The sequence below is a fragment of the Priestia sp. USM5 genome, assembly GCF_058323215.1.
This window is the reverse complement of record NZ_JBSGKN010000005.1, coordinates 64,438-88,289: the sequence shown is the minus strand read 5'-3', so window position 1 is coordinate 88,289 and position 23,852 is coordinate 64,438. Positions and strand designations below refer to the sequence as shown.

At 35.4% G+C, this 23,852-nt stretch carries 20 protein-coding genes and 1 pseudogene; 15 read left to right on the top strand and 6 right to left on the bottom strand.

Annotated features, from left to right (window positions below; genetic code table 11):
* Positions 1-413: 413 nt before the first annotated feature.
* The 3 genes from ACWATA_RS27260 to ACWATA_RS27250 are packed head-to-tail and all read left to right on the top strand — an operon-like array spanning position 414 to position 2,551.
* Positions 414-713, top strand: a complete 300-nt coding sequence (locus ACWATA_RS27260; RefSeq protein ID WP_233335486.1) for a hypothetical protein — start codon at positions 414-416, stop codon at positions 711-713.
* A 12-nt stretch (positions 714-725) separates the two neighbouring features.
* A complete protein-coding gene (locus ACWATA_RS27255) occupies positions 726-1,859 on the top strand; it encodes an FtsK/SpoIIIE domain-containing protein (RefSeq protein WP_233335488.1) in 1,134 nt (377 codons plus the stop codon).
* Positions 1,856-2,551, top strand: coding sequence for a hypothetical protein (locus ACWATA_RS27250; protein WP_233335489.1), 696 nt, complete (start codon positions 1,856-1,858; stop codon positions 2,549-2,551). Before ACWATA_RS27255 ends, ACWATA_RS27250 begins: the two co-directional genes overlap by 4 nt.
* Positions 2,552-2,982: 431 nt before the next feature.
* Here the strand turns inward: ACWATA_RS27250 and ACWATA_RS27245 are convergent, their stop codons facing one another.
* From ACWATA_RS27245 to ACWATA_RS27230, 4 genes are all read right to left on the bottom strand, one after another.
* A complete protein-coding gene (locus ACWATA_RS27245) occupies positions 2,983-3,207 on the bottom strand; it encodes a helix-turn-helix domain-containing protein (RefSeq protein WP_016766545.1) in 225 nt (74 codons plus the stop codon).
* Between the two features lie 350 nt (positions 3,208-3,557).
* Positions 3,558-4,031: a hypothetical protein gene (locus tag ACWATA_RS27240; protein WP_233335490.1), complete on the bottom strand. Its 474-nt coding sequence runs from the start codon at positions 4,029-4,031 to the stop codon at positions 3,558-3,560.
* Positions 4,032-4,177: 146 nt separating this feature from the next.
* A complete protein-coding gene (locus ACWATA_RS27235) occupies positions 4,178-4,804 on the bottom strand; it encodes a tetratricopeptide repeat protein (protein WP_233335492.1) in 627 nt (208 codons plus the stop codon).
* A gap of 28 nt (positions 4,805-4,832) precedes the next feature.
* Positions 4,833-5,627 carry a ParB N-terminal domain-containing protein gene (locus ACWATA_RS27230; protein ID WP_233335494.1) on the bottom strand — a complete coding sequence of 265 codons (795 nt, stop codon included), beginning with the start codon at positions 5,625-5,627 and terminating at the stop codon, positions 4,833-4,835.
* A 160-nt stretch (positions 5,628-5,787) separates the two neighbouring features.
* On the opposite strand from ACWATA_RS27230, the pseudogene ACWATA_RS27225 reads away from it, so the two are divergent.
* A pseudogene (locus tag ACWATA_RS27225) lies at positions 5,788-5,872 on the top strand.
* A gap of 66 nt (positions 5,873-5,938) precedes the next feature.
* Here ACWATA_RS27225 and ACWATA_RS27220 read toward each other — a convergent pair.
* A complete protein-coding gene (locus ACWATA_RS27220) occupies positions 5,939-7,243 on the bottom strand; it encodes a replication protein (protein WP_233335496.1) in 1,305 nt (434 codons plus the stop codon).
* Between the two features lie 566 nt (positions 7,244-7,809).
* Positions 7,810-8,502, bottom strand: a complete 693-nt coding sequence (locus ACWATA_RS27215; protein ID WP_129542571.1) for a helix-turn-helix domain-containing protein — start codon at positions 8,500-8,502, stop codon at positions 7,810-7,812.
* Between the two features lie 548 nt (positions 8,503-9,050).
* On the opposite strand from ACWATA_RS27215, the gene ACWATA_RS27210 reads away from it, so the two are divergent.
* The 11 genes from ACWATA_RS27210 to ACWATA_RS27160 all read left to right on the top strand — a co-directional run bounded on the left by ACWATA_RS27210 (position 9,051) and on the right by ACWATA_RS27160 (position 23,693).
* Entirely contained in the window at positions 9,051-9,821 is a 771-nt protein-coding gene (locus ACWATA_RS27210) for a hypothetical protein (RefSeq protein WP_258355771.1), read from the top strand.
* 889 nt (positions 9,822-10,710) lie between these two features.
* On the top strand, positions 10,711-11,373 hold the full coding sequence (sigH, locus tag ACWATA_RS27205; protein ID WP_016766094.1) for an RNA polymerase sporulation sigma factor SigH: 663 nt from the start codon (positions 10,711-10,713) through the stop codon (positions 11,371-11,373).
* A 397-nt stretch (positions 11,374-11,770) separates the two neighbouring features.
* Complete coding sequence (locus ACWATA_RS27200) at positions 11,771-13,021, top strand: MFS transporter (RefSeq protein ID WP_473050462.1); 1,251 nt, start codon at positions 11,771-11,773, stop codon at positions 13,019-13,021.
* A gap of 594 nt (positions 13,022-13,615) precedes the next feature.
* Positions 13,616-14,800, top strand: a complete 1,185-nt coding sequence (locus ACWATA_RS27195; RefSeq protein WP_016766092.1) for an Alp7A family actin-like protein — start codon at positions 13,616-13,618, stop codon at positions 14,798-14,800.
* A 17-nt stretch (positions 14,801-14,817) separates the two neighbouring features.
* Positions 14,818-15,195, top strand: a complete 378-nt coding sequence (locus ACWATA_RS27190) for a hypothetical protein (RefSeq protein ID WP_016766091.1) — start codon at positions 14,818-14,820, stop codon at positions 15,193-15,195.
* A gap of 231 nt (positions 15,196-15,426) precedes the next feature.
* Positions 15,427-16,305 (top strand): Rpn family recombination-promoting nuclease/putative transposase, encoded by an 879-nt coding sequence (locus tag ACWATA_RS27185; protein WP_016766090.1) that lies wholly within the window; start codon positions 15,427-15,429, stop codon positions 16,303-16,305.
* Positions 16,306-16,811: 506 nt separating this feature from the next.
* On the top strand, positions 16,812-17,567 hold the full coding sequence (locus ACWATA_RS27180; RefSeq protein WP_016766089.1) for a class I SAM-dependent methyltransferase: 756 nt from the start codon (positions 16,812-16,814) through the stop codon (positions 17,565-17,567).
* A gap of 474 nt (positions 17,568-18,041) precedes the next feature.
* Positions 18,042-19,067 (top strand): LacI family DNA-binding transcriptional regulator, encoded by a 1,026-nt coding sequence (locus ACWATA_RS27175; RefSeq protein WP_473050461.1) that lies wholly within the window; start codon positions 18,042-18,044, stop codon positions 19,065-19,067.
* A gap of 767 nt (positions 19,068-19,834) precedes the next feature.
* A complete protein-coding gene (locus tag ACWATA_RS27170; protein WP_233335255.1) occupies positions 19,835-20,686 on the top strand; it encodes a beta-keto acid cleavage family enzyme in 852 nt (283 codons plus the stop codon).
* A 312-nt stretch (positions 20,687-20,998) separates the two neighbouring features.
* Positions 20,999-22,051: a ketopantoate reductase family protein gene (locus ACWATA_RS27165; RefSeq protein WP_233335254.1), complete on the top strand. Its 1,053-nt coding sequence runs from the start codon at positions 20,999-21,001 to the stop codon at positions 22,049-22,051.
* A gap of 202 nt (positions 22,052-22,253) precedes the next feature.
* Complete coding sequence (locus ACWATA_RS27160) at positions 22,254-23,693, top strand: GntP family permease (protein ID WP_233335253.1); 1,440 nt, start codon at positions 22,254-22,256, stop codon at positions 23,691-23,693.
* The last annotated feature ends 159 nt before the right edge of the window (positions 23,694-23,852 follow it).

The following is a 23,852-nucleotide window of genomic DNA, read 5'->3' as shown; positions in this document are numbered from 1 at the left end:
TAAGCCCCAAAATAATTGATAAAATGAACAGTACAAAAGAACTGAATATAAATTCATTTTTTTTGAAAAAAATCTGCTAGGCCAACCTCCAGCGTATAAAAACCCGTTTTTTCTTACATAATCAGCTACCCCTTACCTAATGCAGTAAGGGTTCTTTGTTATTTTTTGATTGGACAGGCAAGCTTACTGAAGTAGCTACATAGTATCTAAAGAATCTTAACTTCATTATCTACTTAGTAGCTAGTTCAGTATCGCTACCGCGTTAATACAAGCTTTATACGCCTAGCGAGGCGCTTCGTGGAATCTGTAAGGGAGCTGAGCCGAAGAGGCGAAGGGGGCGACCGGATGTACTGAGCTGAAATAACTGAGACATGAAAAGCGAAAAAATAAAAAGAATGAAAGTAGGTACCAACATGAGAAAAACAAAATGGTTTAACTTTCGAAGCTTCTTTTATAAACCTTCTTCAACTTCCTCAATGAAACCTCGTCCTGTTACTGCTTATTCATTTGTTCCTTTTAGTCCAGTTGCTATGCTTGACCCCACCATTCTTACTATAGGAGGCATTGTTTTAGGAATTGCCATCATTGAACAGATATTAAATCGATGGGGCGTAATGGATCTTGCCGATCAGTTTGAAAAAGTGATGCGGTTTATATTGCCTGTCACCTTTTATGGAGCCTTATTTTACTTCTTTGCGACATTTATGTTTTGAGGAGGGTTTTAGATGTTTGAGAAACTAAAATTGCGTGGAAAGCTTATTCAAGCGTTTCGTACAGCAGAGATTTATCGGGTCATAAAGCGTGGGGATCGTACCTCCTATCAATTTCCGAAGATCCATCGGATCGATCATCAAAACACCTACACTCGGTATGCTTTTTCCTTACTAAATGGCATTGATCCTGAACTATTAAGTAAAAAGAGATGGGCCTTACGACAAGTATTAGGCAGCAATATCGAGATAAATGGCAGCTTAAAAAACTTTAGTATTACCGTTCATCACAAAAGCCTACCTAAGATGCTCAATTATCGTTATGAAGTCATTCATCCTCATATTGAGAAAATGGAGCTTCCTGTTTGTATTGGTCAAGATATCTATGGAAACACCGTCTCATGGGATTTCGCTGATTTAGAAACCCTATTGATATCTGGCGAAATTGGAGCTGGAAAGAGCAGTCTCATGCGTGTGATCCTCACAACATGGGTGAAATATACATCGCCTGATGATCTTCGGTTAGTATTAGTCGATCTCAAACGAGCCGATTTAGGGCTATTTCATGGGATTGAGCATGTGGATGCGCTTTGCTTTGAGGCCAAGGATATGAGAAAACCTTTTGCTTTATTGCGAGCTGAAATGTATCGAAGAGGCGATTTGTTATTAAAGCATGGCGTGACACATATAAGCAGGCTTCCTTTTAAACTGCCTCGTATTGTCGTGGTTGTAGACGAAATGAGCATCATTAAACGAGAAACGGATCTTGTAGAGATGGTGCAACAGTTTGCGAGTCAAGGCCGTGCACTAGGTGTTCATACAATCATTGCGATGCAGCGTCCCGATGCGGATTTATTAAACTCAGCATTAAAAGCGAACTTACGTGTGAGAATCTCTGGAAGGCAGGCCGATGCGACAAATGCAAAGGTGGCAGGAGTACTTGGAACAGAAGAAATTGATGCCGCAGCTAGAGGACGTATGAAAATTAAAATTGATGACGTGAAAGAGTTTCAAGCTTTTTTCTTAGATGAAGAAGCTTGTAAGGAAATGCTTTCTCCTTATAAAACACGCGTAAAAGACCCTGAACCTCACCTAGAGGTCGTACCACAGTCTATCTTTGGATTATTAGAGAAGGAGGAACAGCGATGAGCTTTCGGTTATCTCAGCGTGATAAAGACATCATAGGGTTTATTAATCAGTTTCGAGCTGTAGATCGAGACTCATTAGTAGAACTGTTCTTCAAACAGCTAAAATCGCCCATAAATGCATGTAATAGTGTGATGGTACGTTTGTATCGTCTAGGGATGATTGAACGCACACAGCAGTATTCTCCGACCGTCTATTTGCCTGTGGATGCGAAGATTAAAAAAAACTCTCAAAAAATATTACATTTCCTTTCCATCTTGGATATCTATAAGCAAATGTGTACGTATAGTACGCCTAAGAATGTCATTGTTGAAGATAAGCCGACTGGACGTAAAGGAGGCATTGAACCCGATCTGTTTTGTATCTTTAAAGGGTCTCCGTTTTGGATTGAAATTCAACGGAATCAATATTCAGAGAAGAAAATGCAGGCCAAGATTCATCTCTATGAAGAGTTTTTCTTTTCAGATGAGTGGAAAACGTTGCAATGGCAGCCAGAGGATCGGGCAGCTATCTTCCCTTCCGTTATGTTGATTACGCCTGTTCGTTATGCGGTATCTTCAGAACATATTCGCATCATACAAGTAACAAGTATTGATGAATTGATGGAGAAATACAGAAGTTCAGCTAAACAGCAAAGAGATGGAAAAGCAAGAACATCAGCTTCTTCTGGTGGAATCAAAATTAACTTAACTTAGGATACTGAGAAAATATGCTTTCTAAATAAAAAGACAGCTATCCTAGTTAGAACCCTTCATCGCTGAAGGGTTCTTTTTTTATGATGTGTACCGGAAAGAGTAATTATAGTGCGACAAGAAGTCGCTTTCTTACAGTGTAGCTAACGCTACTCAGCCAGACGCGAAGATGGTCTCTGTATGAAATCGCATGTTTGGTAACGAACCTGTCGGTTGCATGGGGAATGGGGAAATGGAAAACAGAGGAGAAATGCATGCTCCAGAATACTGCTAGGAGAAGATAGTTATAGTAAACGAAAGTGAAGGTTCGTAAGCATCAGCGCGCGTCTTGCGTAAAGGTTGGTAATCTATTAATTAGAATATTGTATAAAAATATGTAACAGAGTTACGACAAAGAATTTATCATATCGAACAACTGTCTCTTTATTTACTTTTTACAAGTCAAAAAAGTCATCTGGCTTTAATCTGGAGTCAAGTTTCCTTAAGGCCTTCATAATTTTTTTTATTGTGGTACCTGATGGTACATAATTAGAATCATTACAAATTTTACTTATCGTATTTTTGTTTATTTTAGTAATTTCACTTAATTCAGTTTGAGAATATCCTTCTTTATCTAGAAACCTACCTAATTTGCTTCGCTTCTTCCCTTTACTCCACAAGATAAAAACCTCCTTTTTAAGCAGGTTTGACTGAATTTCTTAAAAATATTCATCTTTTCAAAGAAAAATAGGAAAGATAGACAAGCATTCTTCATATGCTAAAGTACAGAACCAAAAAAAATTGTGGTCCTAATAAATCTGTTTAGAATAATGTCGATATTTTGGTCATAAACATATAGCATGAATACAGTTAAGACCGCCTTATACACTAATAAGTAATGGGCGGTCTTTGTTATAGGTATTCCTCAAAATTAAACTTTACATAAATAAACCCGTTTTCCTTTAAGTAAGGGAAAACGGGTTTGCTTTTTTAGAAATATTAGATAATAAGGTAATAGCATTCTAGCAAATTATTTTTTTAAAAAGGTTTTTAACCACTTATAAAAACTTTTCTTTTGTTGTTGAGCTTTTTTTAACGCTCGAATTTCACGAGCCATTGAAATTAATTGGCGTTCACGTTCCTCAAATTTTGCATCAATATAACTTTGTATTTCTTTCATTTGTATTCCGTGTGGTTCTAAGCTGAGGGTTTGTGTTTCAGTTGAAATGTTTGGTGGAGTGTCTGATACTAAGTTGAATTTTTTCGCAACGGTTATAACGGCTTTTTCTAAGGTCATTTCGGGACGGGCATAAACTTCTTTTAGTTCATAAAAGATGGTAACGTCATCATTTGTATAAGCTAATCTACCTTGTTTTTTAGTAAACTGCACACCAATTTTAGTAAAATGGAAGTTGTATTTTCGTATAGTTGATAGGGGCAAACCAAGTATATCAGCTAACTCTTCGGTGGTATATGCTGCTTCTGCGGTTATGACTCTCAACATATGATCACCTCCTCTTATCAAAAGAAGTATTCGATATATATATGTTAAAACCTTCAAGTAATAAGAGGAAGGAATGTTACCCTTTATAATTCTATTGCTCACGTAAGAACAGTCAGTATTTGATGCAAGTATCCTTATATGTTGAGCTATTTAATAACCCCATGGATTAAATATTTACCCCATTCCCTCATCGCAATGGTTTCTCCAGCTTCAGCTGCTTTCTGTAACCACTTTTCACCTTCCAGTACATTCTGTTTCAACTCATGTTTTCCAGTTAATAAGCGATAGCCTAATATTCTCATAGCTACTGGTTCATGTACGTCAGCTGCTTTCCGAAGCCAATACTCGCCTTCTTCTACATTCTTTTCTATATCCAACCCTTCGAGTAGTCTGTATCCTAGCACTCTCATAGCCATTGGATATTCCAACTCTGCAGATTTTCGAATCCACTTTTCACCTTCAGCTTGGTTTTTATCTAAATCTTCCCCCACAAGCAAGCGATAGCCCAATTCCATCATGGCCCATTGATCCCCAGTATCGGCAGACTTTCTAAGCCATTTTTCGCCTTCCTCAACATCTTGTTTCACTAGCTTTCCAGTTAGTAATTGAAACGCTAACTCATTCATTGCTCCATTATCTCCAGCTAGGGAAGCTTGCCTTAACCATTTGATTCCTTCTTCTACATGGATGTTACTTTTTTCTTTCTTTTCATTGAAATCGATAACATCGGCCATTTGTACACTCATTACATTTTCTTCTTCATTTTGATTCAAAATGTTATCCCCCTCAGCATTTCTGTTTTCACTTCGTTTGCTTTTGATATTCATATGTAACCGGAACTTTATCCATTTTAACGGTTTTGGCCACGACATAACGACGATAGCCATCTTTTAAGATGTTTGATCCTTTTTCAATCGTTAAAGGCTCATCTAAGCGTCCTGTACGCTTCACAAAATCAATGACCTTTTGTGTTTTCTCAGGGTTCGGACGTGTGTTTAAGAAGGCTTCAGGTACAATAATATCATCAAAGCTCACGAGATCCTGTGTCCCTTTTGGTTGATTTGGCATCTGTGTCTTTTTTGGCTCCGCCTTTTTCTCTTGAACAGACTTCCCCTTCACCTCTGACTGTACTGTTTCAGCTTTTTTTCCTTCTTTTGCTACAGGTTGAGAAACAGGTGCTTGTGCTTCTTCCTGTTTAGTAGGTTCCGTGTTCTTTTGTGTTTCAGAAGGCGCAGATGCCTCTTGTTTAGGTTCTTTTTTCTCTTCTGGCTGATTCTTCTCTTTATCATTTTTATTCGGGAGAACCGTAATTTGGAAACAGATGACCCCTACTTCACCAGGGCATTCATCAATCGGAATGTCTAAGGTCGGTTCCCCTTGAATTAAAATCTTTTCATGCATGATGCTTTTCTTCGTGAGGCCTGTTTTATTAAAGGCCTTCTTCGCAACAAATACCGTATACGAAATAAACGTACTCTTTTTTAATCCTTTCGGCGCAGATGGTGACCCTTTTTCACGCATATCAAAGGCAACATAGCGATCGTACTCTCGTAGTGGTCCTGTGGCTGATCCGGTTAAGGTAATTTTATGTGGCATAATAGTCTCCTCCTGCGTAGATTATTAGTTATTGTTTATTTAGAACACAGTTCTAAATAAACAAATCTCAATGAATTTTTAGCTATTAAGGGATTTCTTTACTTATTACATGTTCTCTTGTTTTGCATATAAACAGAAACGGTGCACATACTTTAAGTATGGACTTGTAGCTCAATGGCAGAGCAGCCAGTCGTATTACACTATACAACTTTGGCGTCTTGCAGGTTCAAATCCTGCCAAGTCCTCTCTTAAAACACTGAATACGTTAAAAATAATAAAAGTTCTTATGATGCTTTAACTATTTTTAAAAATTAAGAAACTGGTTCCTTTAATTTAGCAGCATGTTGATGCAATAAATCTTGTTCCTCAATTGTTAATGGTTGTCCTAAATCTTGTTTCAGTTCCGCCATTTCTAACGAACTGTACGTTGAGCAGTGTTCTTGCAGCAAGTTTTCTTCTTCTAGTGTTAGCTCTTGTCCTAAATCTTGCTTCAGTTGAATCATTTCAAGCTGTTGATCCAGAGAAACCTCTGCTTTTTGTATACTCTCTTCTTGCTGCTGTTCAGCCTTTAACCAATTTGGAACTAGTTCCTTACGGATAATCCGTTTTGGAGTAGCTAATGTCGTTTCTTTGCTTTCGTTATGTATAACTTCTTGTTGATTTGCGTATACTGATGAATAATCCTGACTTTTAGGGTTTACCAACTCATAGAATTGATTTTTCGCAATTTGATAGATTAGTCGACACATATCCTGTAGGGATAAAGGATTCCCTTGTTGATTAGCTTCATGTACATATTTATCTAACCCAACTATGGTTGAATACGCAATTTCATGTACTTGCTCTTTCTCAATCGTAATCTCTGTATCTTTTTTTACTGCTTTTGCAGCATTTTGAATACGAGCATAAAAGTCTTGTAGTTGATGGCCATATTTACCTGCATAGACTTGATTGACTTTCTTAGGCACACCTTTGATATAGCTGAATGACTGTGAAACAGACATTAAATGATTATTTATATGATTTACAGGTAAATCAAGGTTAATAAAGGCATGAGATGATTTATCGTCCTCTAAACTTGGTGTATCAACGTTTTCAGCACTTTCTGGAGACGTCACAGGACGTGCCACAGGAGTGGTCATTTCTTCTTGTTGAAGCGTTTGTATTCCTGTTGTATCATGGGCAAAAAAGATTTCGTCGCAAATGTGATGAAAGTTCTTATGGCTTTTAAGGATAAATACATAACTGTCAGGATGAGTACCTGTTGTATCTTCTTTAATGTAACGTGCCACAAGTATAAATGGTGTCGCTTTTAACGAACGTACAAAACGAGAAACCGTACTTTTGGACACATTAAATTTCTTCATAAGCGTTTCAGAACGGATCGCTTGAATGCCCGTAGCCACTAGGTTATAGATGACGTGATCGAGCATTTCCATTCTCTTTTTAGGAAACTCTTTATGTATAGCTGATTGTTGTTGTTTAAAGTGGGTACGAAGACTTTCTAAAAACTCTTCTTTCTTTTTACGAAGCGTGGACTTGTTGCTCCATAACCATTTGAACCGTCCATTGAAGGTATCTACATCTTTTAAATAACAGGTTAATATTTTTGTCATTTGTTCATCGTCTCCTTTAAGGAACACAAAAAAGACACTGTTTCCCTGGGAAAAGGAAAACAATGCCTTGATTTTGATGAACTAAGCCCTTGAAATAGATGTCAATTTCGTATAAAATAAAAACATAAGTTTTATTTTATAGAAAAACTAACTCTATTAACAAGAGACTTCGACAAGTGTTTTCCCTACCGTGATTAGGGGGAACGGTTTAAGAGTGTTGACAGCACTTCTTAAACAGTTGAAGTCTTTTTTCTATTCCGGTCCTTTTTGTTAGTTTTATTATAGCGTTAACTAGTCTCATAATTCAATAAAAATTAGCAAAATATATCAAAACGAGTATTTTAGGCTAATCTTTTTCATTTAGATAATAAATAATTTTAAAATTATTTATCTGAAAAATAAAATCTTTCTCTCTACTCTCAACCAGCATGCAAAGTGCAATTTTTAGTTTCAATAAAAATAATCTTCCAAATGAAAGAGGCATTGCCCTTAGTTAATTCAGCTTAACTAAGGGCAATGCCTCTTTCATTTTTTATCTTTCACTAAAATTAGGTTAATCATTGATTTTATTTCATGTCATACTCTCTTTCAAGTCGATCTACTAAATGTTCACTTATGTAATCTTCGATGAAAGCACGTTTTTTATTATGATTTTCTTCCCTTTTAAAACTAAACAGACCAGTTTTCACAGTGGTAGTCCGTTCCTCTTCAGGTAAAATGCCCCATTTTCCAATGGCTTCTTTTTTTAATTTGTTCCTAATTTTCAATTCGTTTAGACGTTGCTCTTTTTCCAAGATTCTTTGGTTGTTTGTAGTTGTAGATGTTTCAGGAAGTGCCTTTAGTACATCTTGAAATTGAGATAAAATTTTTTGATTTGTTTGTCCACTTTGATTCATAAATGTTGTTAAAACCTGAACCATAGAATCAATTTTCTCAGTTGCCTCTGCTAATTGTTCTTCTAAATTCACTATTTTCTTCTCAAAAACTGTTTTCATAGGTTCATTCTTTTCTAACATCTCTGATGTTGTTTCTCCATTAAAATGTGAACGGATTTGCTTAATAGAATAACCATGTTCTTCTTTTAATCTCTTAGCCTCAAGTAACATATCAATTTCTTCTCTTTTGAAACGACGATGACCACCTTGAGTACGAATTCCTTGAATATTAAAGTCCTCTTGATATCTTCGAATTGTTTGATCAGACAGTCCAGTAAGTTTTATTACTTCACTTAATTTGAATTCTTCCTCAGTTTGTTTCAAATTAACCCCTCCTCTTCCCGATTATAATAACAATAAATTTGTTGTTATTATAACAGAACTGACATCAAATTTTGAGAGATTTAATAATGGATTTTTTGTTAGATTTACAGGTTCTTTTGCTATTTTTGATAGAATAGGCAATTCAAAGTCATAGTTCATTATAACAAAGTTCTTAAGAAGGCTAAAGAGATGAAATCTAACTGTGAATCTATAGTAAGTGACTGTTAAGTTTGGATTGGAGAAGACTAAAGAGATGAAATCTAACTGTGAATCTATAGTAAGTGACTGTTAAGTTTGGATTGGAGAAGACTAAAGAGATGAAATCTAACTGTGAATCTATAGTAAGTGACTGTTAAGTTTGGATTGAAGAAGACTAAAGAGACGAAATCTAACTGTGAATCTATAGTAAGTGACTGTTAAGTTGAACTTATCTTCAACTATACTTTAGAAATCTGACTATAAATCTGTGATTAATTAATGTTAGGTTTAACTAAAGTTTAACTAAAGAGGGAGATGTTATTAAGAAACTATATTAAGTGAGCAATAAGTTGAACTTAAGTTTTACTAGCGCTAAAAAACTAACTATAAATCTATACGAGGCGGTTTCTTCTAACATAACAGGAACCGTAACCATTGAAAATCGTGTGTACCATGCGGCTAATAGCTCACTGGATATGGTCATCAAAATGGATCAAACAGATGAAGAAGAAGTAAGCTTTGTTGCACAAGAAAAAGCGAATCCAAACATCAAATTACCTGTTCATTTATTGTATGAAGATGATGGCTATTATGTGGTAAGAATCAGCGATTTATCTCCAAATTGGGAAGCACTTGCCTTTGATCTATACCAAGAGAATGAAGAAAAAGAAACGGTAAACGTAGATGATGTAACGAGTGATTCAAAAACAGATTCAACAGAAGAAATAGATGCTCATGCATTAATTACAACGCTCTATTCTGACCAACGAAAAACAAAAAGTGAAGAAGGAAAAGGAATAAAAACCAAACAAGATTACGTGCTTTTAGTCAATGATTTGGAAAAAGATTTTGTTAAAGAGAAAATGAAAAACTATGAAAAGGCAATTAAGGTAGAAGCCAAACATAAACGTCAAACGCAACAAGAAATGAACGAATTACAACGTGATATGAAGTACCAAGTACAGGAGGAAAAAGCCGATACGGAATCAAAAATTGCGATGAAAAAGGATGCCATTCAATCGAGTGATGCAAGCATTCAGCTCTATAAAGATGAACAAAAAAGTTTACAAGAAAAGCTCCAAAAATTGAATAAAAAGCAACAGGATTTAGCCATGAAGTGAAAAAACACAGGGGGACGTAAAGGGGACATCGGGATTTTAAAAGGGGACGTAAAAGGGACGTACACCAAAAAAAGGGGACGTAAAGGGGACATTAAGCGACTTTCTTTGATATCACGGTTTTGCTAGGCTCTGCCTAGCCTATCACACCCTGTGATAGCAAAAACCCCTTATGCTCTTCTCTCTTTTGTAGTGGTGAAGCACAATTTACAGGAAAGGAACGAATGTCATAGATATGTTTTTACAAAGTATCATTCTGATTGCTGTTGAAAAAATGGATGAGGTGACGAAAGAAAAGAATATTTCTTCCAAAGAATTTTAAAAGTGAGCTTAAAAAGGTGGGAGGTGCTGAGAGCGAAAAAGGATTATGACAAAGGGAGAAAAGAGAAATCACAAAATGAATGCATGAAATTTTTTGCACGGAATAATAGAGCATATTCTACAAATAAAAGAAATGCAACACAAGAAATGGAACGTTAAAAAAAGCAAAAGTTTGAAGACGAAATAAAGGTTGAGGCGTCTTCTTTTTTCATACTAGGAAGGTGGAAGGAGGGAAGAAGCAGCAAGCAAACCAACGAATTAAGATTTGATTATTATCAATAAGTATTACAACAAACTTGCTTATTTGCACAATAGCTATATTGAAGTATTTGATCCAGTAGCAACGAGTAAAATGTGGGAGAAAACACCTGTTGGCTTTTTTAAAGTTGTAAACAAGATTAAAAATCGTTCTTATCATATAGGTCATATACATGATATAAGGTTTGATGTAATGCCTTACTTCTTTCTCCCTAAATATTCTTTCTACTCTTTGTTTTTTCGACATTTTTTATACCTTCTCTTTTTTATAATGTAAAGTACACAAAAGCATAAAACAAGAGGAGGAGCGCAGATGAACATGGTAGCAGGTGTAGAAACAAGAGAAGAAAAGACGACCCTAAATGATGAAGAGATTGTTCAAGCGTTTCAAAAAGGCGACGAAGGTGTTTTCAATGTGCTCATAAAGAAATATGAGTATTTGGTCTGGTCAAAGGTAAAAAGATACTTCCTACTAGGAGGAGATCGAGAAGATCTCTTACAAGAAGCAAGGATAGGATTATATAAAGCTGTTCGCGATTTTAAAACCGAAGGGATGAGTTCATTTAGGGGATTTGCTGATCTATGCATTACACGTCAACTCATTACAGCTATAAAGGCAAGTGCTCGTCAAAAACATTCCCCCTTAAACAATGCCATCTCTTTAAACATACCTAAGAATTCAAAGCGATTGGAAGACGATTTGATTCTTATGGAGATGCTTCCTCACCCACGTGCTGTAAGCCCCGAACAAGCTACCGTGGAAAAAGAAAATAAAAGAGAAAGGGAACAGAGGTTACAAGAAATACTGTCACCTATTGAAAAAGATGTATTCGCTCTATATATGAAGGGACAAACGTATATGCAAATCTCTCAGGACCTACATCTTTCTCAAAAAACAGTAGATAATGCGCTTTACCGAATTAAGAAAAAAATGAAGCATCAAATGCAGTATCTGTATTTACAGCAATCATCCTGACAGACGTAGATAATTTACTGTAAGCTATCTCTCTTTAATACCTAATAGAAGAAACCTTCCCAAAAAATAGTTATTTATTTTTAATAGATTGATGATGAGTGAAACGAATATTTTGTAGAAATTTCGGGTTCTAAAAGCGTTGATTTATTACAAATAATAAATTATCCTATTACTAGTAAAAAAAGGAAGGGTGGACGTGAAACAATGATTAATTAATCCTATTTTCTAAGAAAAAATTCGTTAAATAATACGATGGTTTTTTCTGAATAGGATTAGACTGTACTTTTACATACAAATCAAATTGATCATTGTATTCCTTTCTTTCGGAATGTCATGCCAATATTGTTGTTGTATTGTACTTCCTCCTGTTCAGAAAATACGCAGGAGGTTTTTTGTTTTGGAAGAGAAATTACCCGTAAACCATTCAACAAAGTTGTTTGGAAACCGTGTTTTTCAAGCTATTATTATCTCTGGGGTATTCTTGCAAATAGGAATATGGGTTAGGAATTTTGCTGTACTTCTTTTCATAATGGAGAAGACAAACGGCGACCCATTTGCAGTATCTTTGATATCTGTAGCAGAATTTGCACCAATTTTTATTTTCTCTTTTATTGGCGGAACATTTGCAGATCGCTGGCGTCCAAAACGTACCATGGTGTGGTGTGATATTTTAAGTGCAATATCTGTATTTGCTGTGCTTGTCACGCTTATACTTGGATCTTGGCACATTGTTTTTTTCGCCACCTTAATTTCTTCAATCCTTTCCCAATTCTCCCAGCCTTCAGGGATGAAACTGTTTAAAATGCATTTACCGGAGGAGCAAATGCAGGTAGGGATGTCAGTCTATCAAACGGTCTTTGCGATATTCATGGTTCTAGGACCAATACTAGGGACATTTGCCTTTCAAGCCTTTGGTATAAATCTCTCCATTGCCATCACAGGTACAGCCTTTTTACTATCAGCAGCAGCACTCACTTTTCTACCTTCCGACCGAAAGATGGAAGAAGAGAGTGGGACTACATCACTGCTAAGTGAAATGAAAAGTGGTATTAAGTATGTTTTGGGGAAGAAAGAGTTGAGCCTGTTAGGTCTATGCTTTTTAGCAGCTGGACTAGGAATAGGGTTTATTCAGCCTCTCTCCATTTTTCTTGTAACAGAGCAGTTGGGTTTAGCAAAAGAAAATCTCCAGTGGTTACTTACAGATAATGGAATTGGCATGATCTTAGGAGGAGCAGTAGTAATGATCTTTGCCAAAACAGTAGCACCGCAAAGGCTGCTGGCAGTTGGAATGGTTGGTAATGCAATTGGGTTTGCCATAATGGGATTATCAGTAAATCTATGGCTGACGCTGGGAGCTCAGTTTCTAAATGGTCTCATGTTACCATGCATTCAGATCGGCATCAATACGATGATCTTACAGAGAACGGAGGCTGCTTTTATTGGCAGGGTCAATGGGATTCTAAGTCCTCTTTTTACAGGAGCCATGGTATTGACGATGAGTGTAGCTGGTATTCTAAAAGAGCAGTTTTCATTAGTTGCTATATTTGAGGCAGCAGCAGTCTTGTTTATTATAGGTTTGCTTTTTATATTACCTCTATATAATCTAAAAGAGGAGACAAAGCAGAAAGGTATAGAATTAGGAGAGTAAAAAACTAATTATGAATGCTTATCTAAATACCTATAATGAAAAAAAGCATTTTTATTGTAAAGTACAACCAAAGGAAATTGAATAAAATACGGTATGTTTTAATTCTAAAAGATGTGGTACACATATAGTACAGTATCAATATCATGTAGAATTGAATGCTGTGAAAGGTTAAATACTTAGCTTAATGAAGGGACTGGTTCGGTTTTGAAAGACGTAACAGCGACTTCAGCAAATGTATTACCCCAATTGACAAGTAGGTATTGTGATTTAACGAATGGTACTCTCGTTATGAACCGTTATACGTAACGAAAGGGCCTCAAAAGGGCAATTGAACATGAGAATTATTTTATTGTAAGAGAGGGGAGCCTGCATCATTTTTGATGCAGGCTCTTATTATGTTGATGATATAAAGTAAGGTACATAAGGATTGAATCTGAATATTGCTTATAGATACAAGTTCTACTTAATTTGAATAATTGTTGATATATGTAAGGTTTTGTAGATAACTAAATTGCTCCCACATATTGAATATTTATCCTATATCAAGTACAATAAGTTGAATATAAGTTCAACTTAAAAAAGAGGTGTTTATAAATGAAAATTTCACGTTTTAATAAAGATTGCGGTAACTCTGTTGATATGAACATTATGGATGGATATCTATTTGATTTTCCAACGAATGTAGTTGAACTTCAAAAAGAAGCTGCAGACTCTTTTTTCACAGATGCAGTTACAGCTCCAGAAGAATTCAAGAAACGCATTTTACTTTCTACAACCATTGAGGGGGAAGAGAAGGAGCGTTATTTCTTAGTAGGTGACATTGCAGCTAGTCAATTGCTGGCCAACAATCACATTAATAAATTACATAATAAAATTACAAGTCATATTCCATACATCACCTTTTTAGCTGCCATTGCGTATTACCATGCGTTACATGCAAAAAATAAAAAGGACACTACAATTGAAATTGACTATTTTTCTACCATGTTACCAATCTGGCTACTTAAGAAAGAGAGCACATTTGGGGCGGCTCAAAAAGCTATGGCTAATCGCTTCTTAGGCGACCATACGTTTACCGTGCATACGCCTGGTTTTGAAAATACTCTAAAAGTATTAGTGGAAGAAAGTGCATGCTTAAAAGAGGGAGAAAGTGCACGTTTTGCTTTAAAAAAAGACTTAACGCTTCAAGATCGGGAAGATGCGAATGAGTATGTAGAATGTGAAACAGTCATGGTGGACATAGGCGGTGGTTCCATTGATGTGGTTATTCTACCTGAAGGGTTGAAAGCTGCGAATAGCCGCGAATCATTTCAAAGCATTGAAGGCATTCCTTATTTAGCGCATATTGATAAATTGCGTAAAGAGAAATTTCTAGAATTATTTACAGACTTACGTGCCTTTGATCAATTTATTCTCGATAACTACAGCAAGCAAAAGTTTGTATTAAAAAACGAGAACACAGGTGAATCTATTGATTTAACAAGTACAATCAAATCTTCACTACGAGAATATGTGGAAATCTTATTGGCTAAATTAAATGATGTCGCACCACCACCAGCGAATAAACTACGTAAGTATGTGTACTGTGGTGGGGTAGCTCCCACTTTAGAAGTAGCGATCATGAATAGTATGCGCGAAAAAATTGGGGAAGAACGTACGGAGAAGTATCATAAGGTTCCCCAAGATAGCCGCCATTTAAATTTATTCGGCTTGGAGATTCGTAGTATTGGTTACGTTCAAAAGAAGCAAGCAGTAGAGAAGAAAGCCGTTAAATCCTAACAACGTAGGTGATAGGGATGTCAGAGCGTCAAAATGCGTTTACCATTAAGACAAATCGATTGAGTGATGAAGTTTATAATAAACTAGCTACATATGCTAAATCGCGTAAGTTAGGGGATTATATTTCCTCCTTAATTCTACGTGACCTAGACGGTTCATCTACTGAAAGAAAAGCAATTCAAGACCAAAAAACCTACGAAATGCTTGAACATATCAAGAATGAATTAGCTGATTTAAAAGAATTAGCCAAAACAACAGGGTTTGTAGGAAACGATTCCTTCAAAGAAGAAGAGCCTTCAAAGGTTCCCCAACTGAAAGAAGGAAAGGTTGCAGATTTAGCAAATATATCTGGCTCATTAGACGATGATGACTTAGAAGAATATAACGATTTTTAAATGAAAAGGCCACTAAAATTGATCAGCATCCCAATTTTAGTGGCTTTTCTATTTGAGTTACCACAGTCGGTAGTTCAGAAGGTTTAAGGAATGGATATCGTAGTCATTTGATTGAGATTTTGGCCAGATATAATCATAAACACTGGTTGGTTTTCGTTTCTACATTTGCAAACACATCCTGCTATCTTATAAAATAGGGGTAAGAAATAAGAAAGATAGGAAGAGGAATTCATGTCCACAAAATTAGTAAATTTACGAATTGATTTCGCTTTTAAACAATTATTTGGTACCAAAGGTAGCGAGGACATCTTAACAGGTTTTTTAAACGCTGTTTTAGAAAAGTCTCTAGAAGCACCCATTAAGTCTCTTCAATTGGAAGACCCACACCTTCACAAGGCTTATGAAGATGACAAGTTATCTATCTTAGATTTACTAGCTACATTGGATAACGGAACACAAGTGAATATCGAGATTCAACTTCGTAATACGCATGATATGGTCAAGCGTTCTTTGTATTATTGGAGTAAATTATATACGTCACAAATGCAAGAAGGGATGCCTTATCGTGCTTTACGAAAAACCATCACCATTAATTTATTGGATTTCATTTTATTCTCTTCAGATGAAGAATTTCAAACGACAGGTCAGTTGTGGGACACAACAAAGCAACGTGTTTTAAGCGATGATATTGAAATTCATTTTGTGGAAATTCCAAAGCTTGTGAAACAGTGGAGGGAAGAAAAAGTCAACCCATGGGAAAATGCATTCGTTCGTTGGATATTATTATTACCAGCTCATGAAGATGAATATTTAACTCAAACATTGGAGGAGATTGCTATGAATCAAGATCCAATTCTACAAAAAGCGATGGATAAATGGGAAAATATGAGTCATGATTCTTCATTCCGAAGCGCATATGAAGCGCGTGAGAAATTGCTACTTGATGAACAAGCTAAACTAGCCCATGCTCGTGAGGAAGGACTAGAAGAAGGGGTAGAAAAAGGGAAACTTCAATTGATTCGTAGCATGTATGAGAATGGCATGACTTTGGATGATATTGCAAAGTTTACTGGTTTAAGTATAGAAGAAGTAGGAAGAGTAATACGATAATATAGAGGGTGACAAAAGCTTTGCGAAAGGTTTCGTAAAGCTTTTTTATTTTATAATCGGTTCTCAACAAAATAGCCTAAAAAGGTACACCTTTTGAGACTTTAAAAAAACTAACGATAAAACGTCTATTTAATTCATAAAATAAACCTTATTGTACATATAAAAAGTAGTCCACCTTTATAGACAATATGTCATATTCAAATTTAATTAACATAAGCACAATTATCTGCAATATCCTTCCGAATAAATTTTAGTATAAATTCTGTATTATTTTCACCCTTTTGAAAGTCTTTTTAATGAAAAGAACCCCCTGTTTTGGAGGTTCTTCTTGTTATTTATTTCTTTTTTATTTAATAAACACGTTTATACATAAATTTTGGTAAGTTAATGCTATCACAGAAAAAAAGTGTTATGTTTATAATTGTCACTCCAATAGATTAATCATTAGTACAAAAGTGCATAGAATATACAATTAAATATATTTAAATTATGGAGAAGGTGATTTTATGAAATCAACGGATAAATTCACAGACAAAGCTGAGGTATATGCAAAATACCGTCCTAGTTACCCGCGTGAATATATTGAATATCTAATCATCGAAGCTGGGTTAAATCAGGATAGTATTATTGCAGATATTGGCTCGGGGACTGGAATATTAAGCAGGCAGCTGATTGAAAAGAGGTTTCCTGTAATCGGTGTGGAACCAAATGATGATATGAGAAGCTTAGCAGAACAATCGTTGAAGCTGGATTCCCGTTTTATTTCGATTAAGGCAACGGCTGAAAACACAACTATAAAGGATAATAGTTTAGATTTAGTTACGGTAGCACAGGCATTTCATTGGTTCGACAAAGAGAAGTTCAAGTTAGAGTGTCAACGGATTTTGAAACAGGATGCGAAAGTGGCCCTTGTATGGAATAGCCGGGATGGGTCAAGCGATATAAACAAGGAAAGTGCTGAAGTCTGCCAAAAGTACTGCTCCAATTTTAAAGGTTTTAGTGGTGGGATAGAAGAAACTCCAGTTGTATATCAGCAATTTTTTAAAGATGGAAAATATGATTTTAAGAACTTTAGCAATGACTTGCAATTTGATTTTAATGGATTTTTGGGCAGGTACTTATCAGCTTCCTATTCCCCAAAAAAGACCGACAAGGAGTATAATCCCTTCATTGCTGCATTATCAAATTTATTTGAGAAATACAGTAAAAATGGAAAAGTAGTTATTCCAAATAATACAAGAAGCTATTTGGGCAAAGTGTAATTATTTCAAAATTCTACAATCGGTGGCATTTCCCTTTGACATACAGTTCATTGCAAAACAGACCGCAGATGCATGTGGTGGTTATATTGTAGTTGGAAATGCTACGTTTGAGGATTATATTAGCTAAGGAGAACGTTGGAGTAAGTATAGAGATTATAAAGAGAAAAAGATGGGAAAGTTTATAACATTAAGTTAATAATAAAATCCTTTTTCTATAATAGCTTTTATATTTATCTATTTTGTAGAAAAACTCGATATTTGTCTACTTAACATGATCATTTAGAGTTTTTTTCTATAGCGATGAGAGTCAGTAATCCTATAGAGACAATAACAAGAGATTATACATACCTAGGATAGGCTTTACAAAAATAGTGAAAAAACTATTTTAAATTGGAAATAATACTATTAAATTGCAATCGCTCTCAACTTATTATAGATTAAAGATATCGAAACGTTTCGCCTGGAGGTTTTTACATGGCTACGATGAAGGACATATCTAAAAAAGCTAATGTTTCACTTTCTACCGTGTCGGCTGTAATTAATCAATCAGCATACGTCAGTCCGGCACTTACCAATAGAGTGATACAGGCAGTTGAAGAATTAAATTATAAACCAAATGCAGTAGCACGAAGCTTGAAAAAGAAGAGAACCAACACGGTTGGTGTCATAGTTTCAAATCTTTCAAACCCCTTTTATCCCCCACTAATCGAGGGGATAGAAGATGTATCGTTTAATAATAATTTCAATGTAATCCTGTGTAATGTATCAAATGGACACAAAAAAATTTTGACTTATTTAGAACTAATGCTGGAAAAGCAGGTTGATGGTCTCTTATTAGCCAATATTGCTAATTCGGAGGATTTAAATGAAGTTGAAAAAACAGGATTAAAATATGTTTTAATCAACAGAAAACCCTCATTTTATGATAAAAATTTTGTTGGAGTTAATAATCCACTCTCTTCTGAACTAGCAGTTAATCATTTAGTAAGACAAGGCTACAAAAGAATTGCTTTTTTCGGAGGTGATCCGGATATTAATACTGCAAGAGAAAGAAAAGTAGGATTTATAAGCTCCATGACCCAAACTGGATTAGATATTGATCCAATGCTTATCTATGATGGAGAATATTCCTTAGAATCAGGATATACCAATGTGAAAAAGATGATTGAGCAGGTGAAAGTATTACCAGAGGCTATTTGCACTGCAAGTGACATAATAGCTTTCGGAGTGATAAAGGGGCTAAGAGATTCTGGTATTCGTGTTCCAGAGGACATTTCGGTTATTGGAAACGATAACAACTCCTTTTCTGAAAATTTTCTTGTTCCTTTGTCCAGTATTGACCATTCTACATATGACATGGGTAAACTATCCATGGAGTTTCTATTAGAAATGATCAAAGAAAAAGATGAAACTCGGGCTAGACAAATCATACTTACCCCATCGTTAGTAGTTCGTGAAAGCTGTGGATATAAAAGAAATAAGATTGATAATCTTTCTTAAATCGATTTTAGGGCAACAATGAAAGTTAAAGGGATTAAATTAATTTAATGCCACAGATACTATGAAGTAAAAACACAATCATGATTTAAAAAGCTAAAAATAGGTTTTCAAAAACTTATTCACATATTTGATGGATGCGCCTCTATAACGTTTGTTATAGAGGCGCGTCTTTAACGTGTCTTAATATTTAACAGCTTGCCTATTAATTTTTTCTTTGTAAAAAAGTGTCGTAGAGATGAACCACAGAATAACAATCAATACCAACATACGTATTCATCTTTTCATGATTATTAAATCGCTTGGTGGTCCTGGTTCTTTTGATATTTTGTAGGTATGATATCAAAGAAGTTCATGCTGATTTTCTTGTTTTTATAGACTCTAAGATCCTAAATTTCCCCAGAAAAACTTCTTATATTTTATAAGCAATGGTACGTAATATACGTAACTAAACTAATAAACAAATAGAGGGTATCATCATATACACTTGCTTATTATTTCAATAGTAGAGGGTAAATAACTAATAATATTCTGAAAATTGTTTAGAAACCCCTTGATTTTGTAAGCGTTAACAAATTATAATAAGTATCAACGAAACGTTTCGCTAGCTCATGTAATAGATTTTAAGTATAACTTTTTAAAATCCATTGAAATAGCCATCAAATAAAGAAAAACTCATATTTTTTTATGATTTATGGAGTTTTTTATTGTGTTTTTAACGAAACGTTTCGCTGGAATATTCGTAATGTTAATCAAATGGAGGGATTGTTTTGGAAAAATTAATTATTACCGTTGCTCCAACTGGAGCTCAGACAACTCGCAAACATACTCCTTATGTACCTTTTACACCAAAAGAAATTGCCGATTCTGTTTATGAAGCGTGGCAGGCAGGGGCGTCCATAGCCCATATTCACGTAAGAGATAAAGACGGGAATAATTCTCTTGATTTGGGTACCTATATAGAAGTCGTTAATCGCATAAGGGATAAATGCGATATTATTATTAACTTAACGACAGCAGGTGGAGTGGCCATGAACGATGAAGATCGTCTTCGAGTATGTGAATTAGGATCTGAGTTGGCTACTTTTGATGCCGGTTCAATGAATTTTGGGAGTGATGTATTTCTTAACTCACCTAATTTTCTGGAGCGCTTGGCAAAAAAAATGAAGGAGTATGAGATAAAGCCTGAAATTGAAATATTCGATGTCGGTATGATTGATAATACCTTGCGAATTGCTAAAAAGGGTTTCATCGAATCCCCATTTCATTTTCAGTTTGTTCTAGGTATAAGGGGAGGGATGCCAGCTACACCTAAAAATTTATTATTTTTAGCTGAAAGTATCCCTGCAGGTTCAACTTGGTCAGCAATTGGAGCAAGTAAAGATCAATTAGCTATCAACACAATGAGTATTATAATGGGGGGACATGTTCGCGTAGGAATGGAGGACAGTGTCTATTATCGACAGGGTGAACTGGCGAAAACCAACGCTCAATTTGTAGAAAGAATTGTAGATTTATCTAAAACTTTAGGAAGAAATGTCGCTACTCCGAACCAAGCTAGAGAAATTTTAGGTTTGGGTAATTCAAAGCATTTGAAGGGCTTAAGCAGCATTGGTAAATAACCTAGGAAATTTCGGATGCCCTTTTCTTTTCCAAGCATCAATCTAATCAGAATCTTCTAATGCTCCTTAAACTGAGTAAAAGGAGAGGATGAACACCTCTGAATAAAAAGTAATATTGTAGATTGAATGATTTTCGACCTATCGTGTGGGATTTTAGAAGACACAAAAAAGGCATTAAAAGAGATTGCTATAATTATTGCGAAAATTCAAGTTTTAATAGTCTCTTTATTTATCAACTTTAGTAGAAGAAAATGCACTTAATAAATTTAAGTTCATTCAATAAGTCAATCATTACTCCAGGGAGGAATACATATGAGAATTGCAATAATGGGTTCAGGTTCCTTAGGAACTATAATAGGGGCCTTAATTACTGCAGAAGGACAAAAAGTAGATTTAATCGATATCAACAAGGAACATGTATCTGCGCTCAATCATTCCGGTGCAAAGATCACTGGCTTTATGGATCTTTGCGTTCCTGTAAAGGCCATGTTACCCCATGAAATAACTGGTCAATATGATTTAGTTTTTTTATTAACTAAACAGGTTTACAATCAGGCCTCTTTAGAACAATTGCTTCCGCATCTTCACTCTACTAGTATTGTATGCACGTTGCAAAATGGTATACCTGAGGACTTCGTTGCTTCTTATATTGGACATGAAAGAACGATTGGTGGCGTTGTAGGATTTGGTGCTACCTGGCTTGGTCCAGGTGTTTCCGAACTCGCAACAGAAACTCAAATTTTAAAAAAATATGCGTTTGATATTGGTGAATTAGATGGATCAATAACTCCTCGACTCAAGGAAGTAAAGAGAATTTTAGATTTAGTTGGAAATTGTGATATCTCTTCTAACATCATGGGAATAAAATGGGCAAAATTATTAATGAATGCAACATTTAGTGGCATGTCGGCTGCATTAGGCTGTTGTTTTGGGGAGGTTTTATCCAGTGAGTCGGCAATGGTTAGCTTAGCCTGCATTGCAGACGAAACTATAAAGGTTGCCCATGCTTGTGGAATTAGATTAGAGAAGATTCAAGGAAAAGATATGGAGATTCTTGAACTCCAAGATGAAAATGATATATCTAGTAAAATGGATTTTTATCAAGGTGTTTGGGGACCACATAGTAATACAAAAGCAAGCATGTTACAAGATTTAGAAAAGAAAAGAAAAACAGAAATTGACTTTATCAATGGTTTTATTTGTAGAAAGGGGAGTGAGGCAGGAATCAAAACTCCGTATAATGATTTGGTTGTAAAATTAGTAAAGGAAGCTGAAAAAAAAGGTAGTTCTCCAAGATTTACAGACAATATAAAGTACTTTAATCCTGATCTATCAACTATGAATAAAATGAGCTTCAGAAAATAGCGTGCTATATAGTCTGGAGTAAAGCCTCCACGGATTTACGGAACAGGGAGGGGAGCATCCAATAAATAGATTGTGTATTATATGGGACTTTAAATAATAGATGTTAGATCACTTATAGGCTACTGAAGATTTCTTAAATGGTCTAGTTTCATGAATTTTGTATTATAGAAACTGGCTATTTACTAAAAATAAGGAGGATTGTATGGATCTTATTGTTATTCTTTTATCTTTAGGATTGCTTATGTTTATTGCTTATAGAGGGTTCTCAGTAATCCTTTTTGCGCCACTTTGTGCGTTGTTTGCAGTCTTGTTAACTGAGCCATCATACGTTCTCCCTTTCTTTTCTAATATTTTCATGGAAAAGATGGTTGGTTTTGTTAAGTTATATTTTCCCGTTTTCCTTTTAGGAGCTATATTTGGGAAAATAGTTGAAATGTCTGGAGTGGCAAAATCTATTGCTCAAACTATAATCAGTTGGGTGGGACCTAAACGAGCAATTTTAGCTACTGTATTACTAAGTGCAATACTGACCTATAGTGGTGTAAGTTTGTTTGTTGTTGCTTTTGCTGTTTACCCGTTTGCTTCCAACATATTTCGTGAATCAAATATTCCTAAACGCCTGCTTCCTGCAACTATTATTTTAGGGGGCGCAACATTTACGATGGATGCCTTACCTGGAACGCCACAAATACAAAACGTAATTCCTACTACCTTTTTTAAGACGGATATTTACGCTGCTCCAATGCTAGGGATAATTGGTGGTGTTATTGTTTTTTCTGTTGGAATGATTTATTTAGAATCACGTTCTCGAAAGGCTCGCAAAGTTGGAGAAGGATATTCAGGTTTTGAAGGTAATGAAATAGAAATGGCAGCCACTATCCAGGCTGAAGAGGAGAATTATTCAATAAACCTCAAGACTTCAAACAGTCGTTCTCGTGAACTTTTTGCATTTGTACCACTAATCCTTGTTGGGGTCACTAATAAATTTTTCACCACGATTATTCCTAAGTGGTATCCAAACGGATTTGATTTCTCTTCCATTGGTCTGGATTCTTTTGGGAAGGTCGAACTTTCCCAGGTTACAGGAATTTGGTCAGTAGAACTTGCCCTATTGTTTGGAATAATTTCTACCATATTATATAACTGGAGAGAAGCACAATCTAAATTTAAAGAAGGGATAAGTATTAGCATTGGTGGAGCTTTACTAGCAACCATGAATACAGCCTCCGAATATGGATTTGGCGGTATTATTGCTGCACTTCCTGGCTTTAGCATTGTTCGAGAGGGTGTTTCGCATATATTTACGAATCCACTTGTCAACGGAGCAGTAACAACTAACGTTTTGGCAGGAATTACTGGATCAGCTTCCGGGGGAATGGGAATTGCACTGAGTGTGATGGGTGAAAAATATATGGAGGCGGCAGCCCAATATAACATTCCTCCAGAAGTCATGCACCGAGTAATTGCAATGGCTTCCGGAGGGATGGATTCACTACCCCATAATGGAGCAGTCATTACAATCCTTACCGTTTGTGGGTTGACACATGTTCAATCATATCGTGATATTTTTGCTATCACTGTTTTGAAAACATTGACTGTTCTAGTGATTATCGGAATTTATAGTTTAACTGGAATCGTTTAATATTTCATTTATTGATACTTTAAAATAAGATAAACCGGAATTTTATTTTGTGTTAAAAGGTTTAAGGGTACTTAGACTTGGATAACAAGATTTTTGAGGAGATGAAATTTGCATCGAATGAGTTGTTATAAGTTATACGCAAAACAAATGTTAATTTCG

Coding starts and splice junctions, on each gene's coding strand:
- ACWATA_RS27230 (WP_233335494.1), bottom strand. CDS start 5,627: ATGCCACATAAAATTACCTTAACCGGATCAGCCACAGGACCACTACGA.
- ACWATA_RS27165 (WP_233335254.1), top strand. CDS start 20,999: ATGAGAATTGCAATAATGGGTTCAGGTTCCTTAGGAACTATAATAGGG.
- ACWATA_RS27175 (WP_473050461.1), top strand. CDS start 18,042: ATGGCTACGATGAAGGACATATCTAAAAAAGCTAATGTTTCACTTTCT.
- ACWATA_RS27220 (WP_233335496.1), bottom strand. CDS start 7,243: ATGACAAAAATATTAACCTGTTATTTAAAAGATGTAGATACCTTCAAT.
- ACWATA_RS27240 (WP_233335490.1), bottom strand. CDS start 4,031: ATGTTGAGAGTCATAACCGCAGAAGCAGCATATACCACCGAAGAGTTA.
- ACWATA_RS27180 (WP_016766089.1), top strand. CDS start 16,812: ATGAAATCAACGGATAAATTCACAGACAAAGCTGAGGTATATGCAAAA.
- ACWATA_RS27250 (WP_233335489.1), top strand. CDS start 1,856: ATGAGCTTTCGGTTATCTCAGCGTGATAAAGACATCATAGGGTTTATT.
- sigH (WP_016766094.1), top strand. CDS start 10,711: ATGAACATGGTAGCAGGTGTAGAAACAAGAGAAGAAAAGACGACCCTA.
- ACWATA_RS27185 (WP_016766090.1), top strand. CDS start 15,427: ATGTCCACAAAATTAGTAAATTTACGAATTGATTTCGCTTTTAAACAA.
- ACWATA_RS27190 (WP_016766091.1), top strand. CDS start 14,818: ATGTCAGAGCGTCAAAATGCGTTTACCATTAAGACAAATCGATTGAGT.
- ACWATA_RS27255 (WP_233335488.1), top strand. CDS start 726: ATGTTTGAGAAACTAAAATTGCGTGGAAAGCTTATTCAAGCGTTTCGT.
- ACWATA_RS27160 (WP_233335253.1), top strand. CDS start 22,254: ATGGATCTTATTGTTATTCTTTTATCTTTAGGATTGCTTATGTTTATT.
- ACWATA_RS27260 (WP_233335486.1), top strand. CDS start 414: ATGAGAAAAACAAAATGGTTTAACTTTCGAAGCTTCTTTTATAAACCT.
- ACWATA_RS27195 (WP_016766092.1), top strand. CDS start 13,616: ATGAAAATTTCACGTTTTAATAAAGATTGCGGTAACTCTGTTGATATG.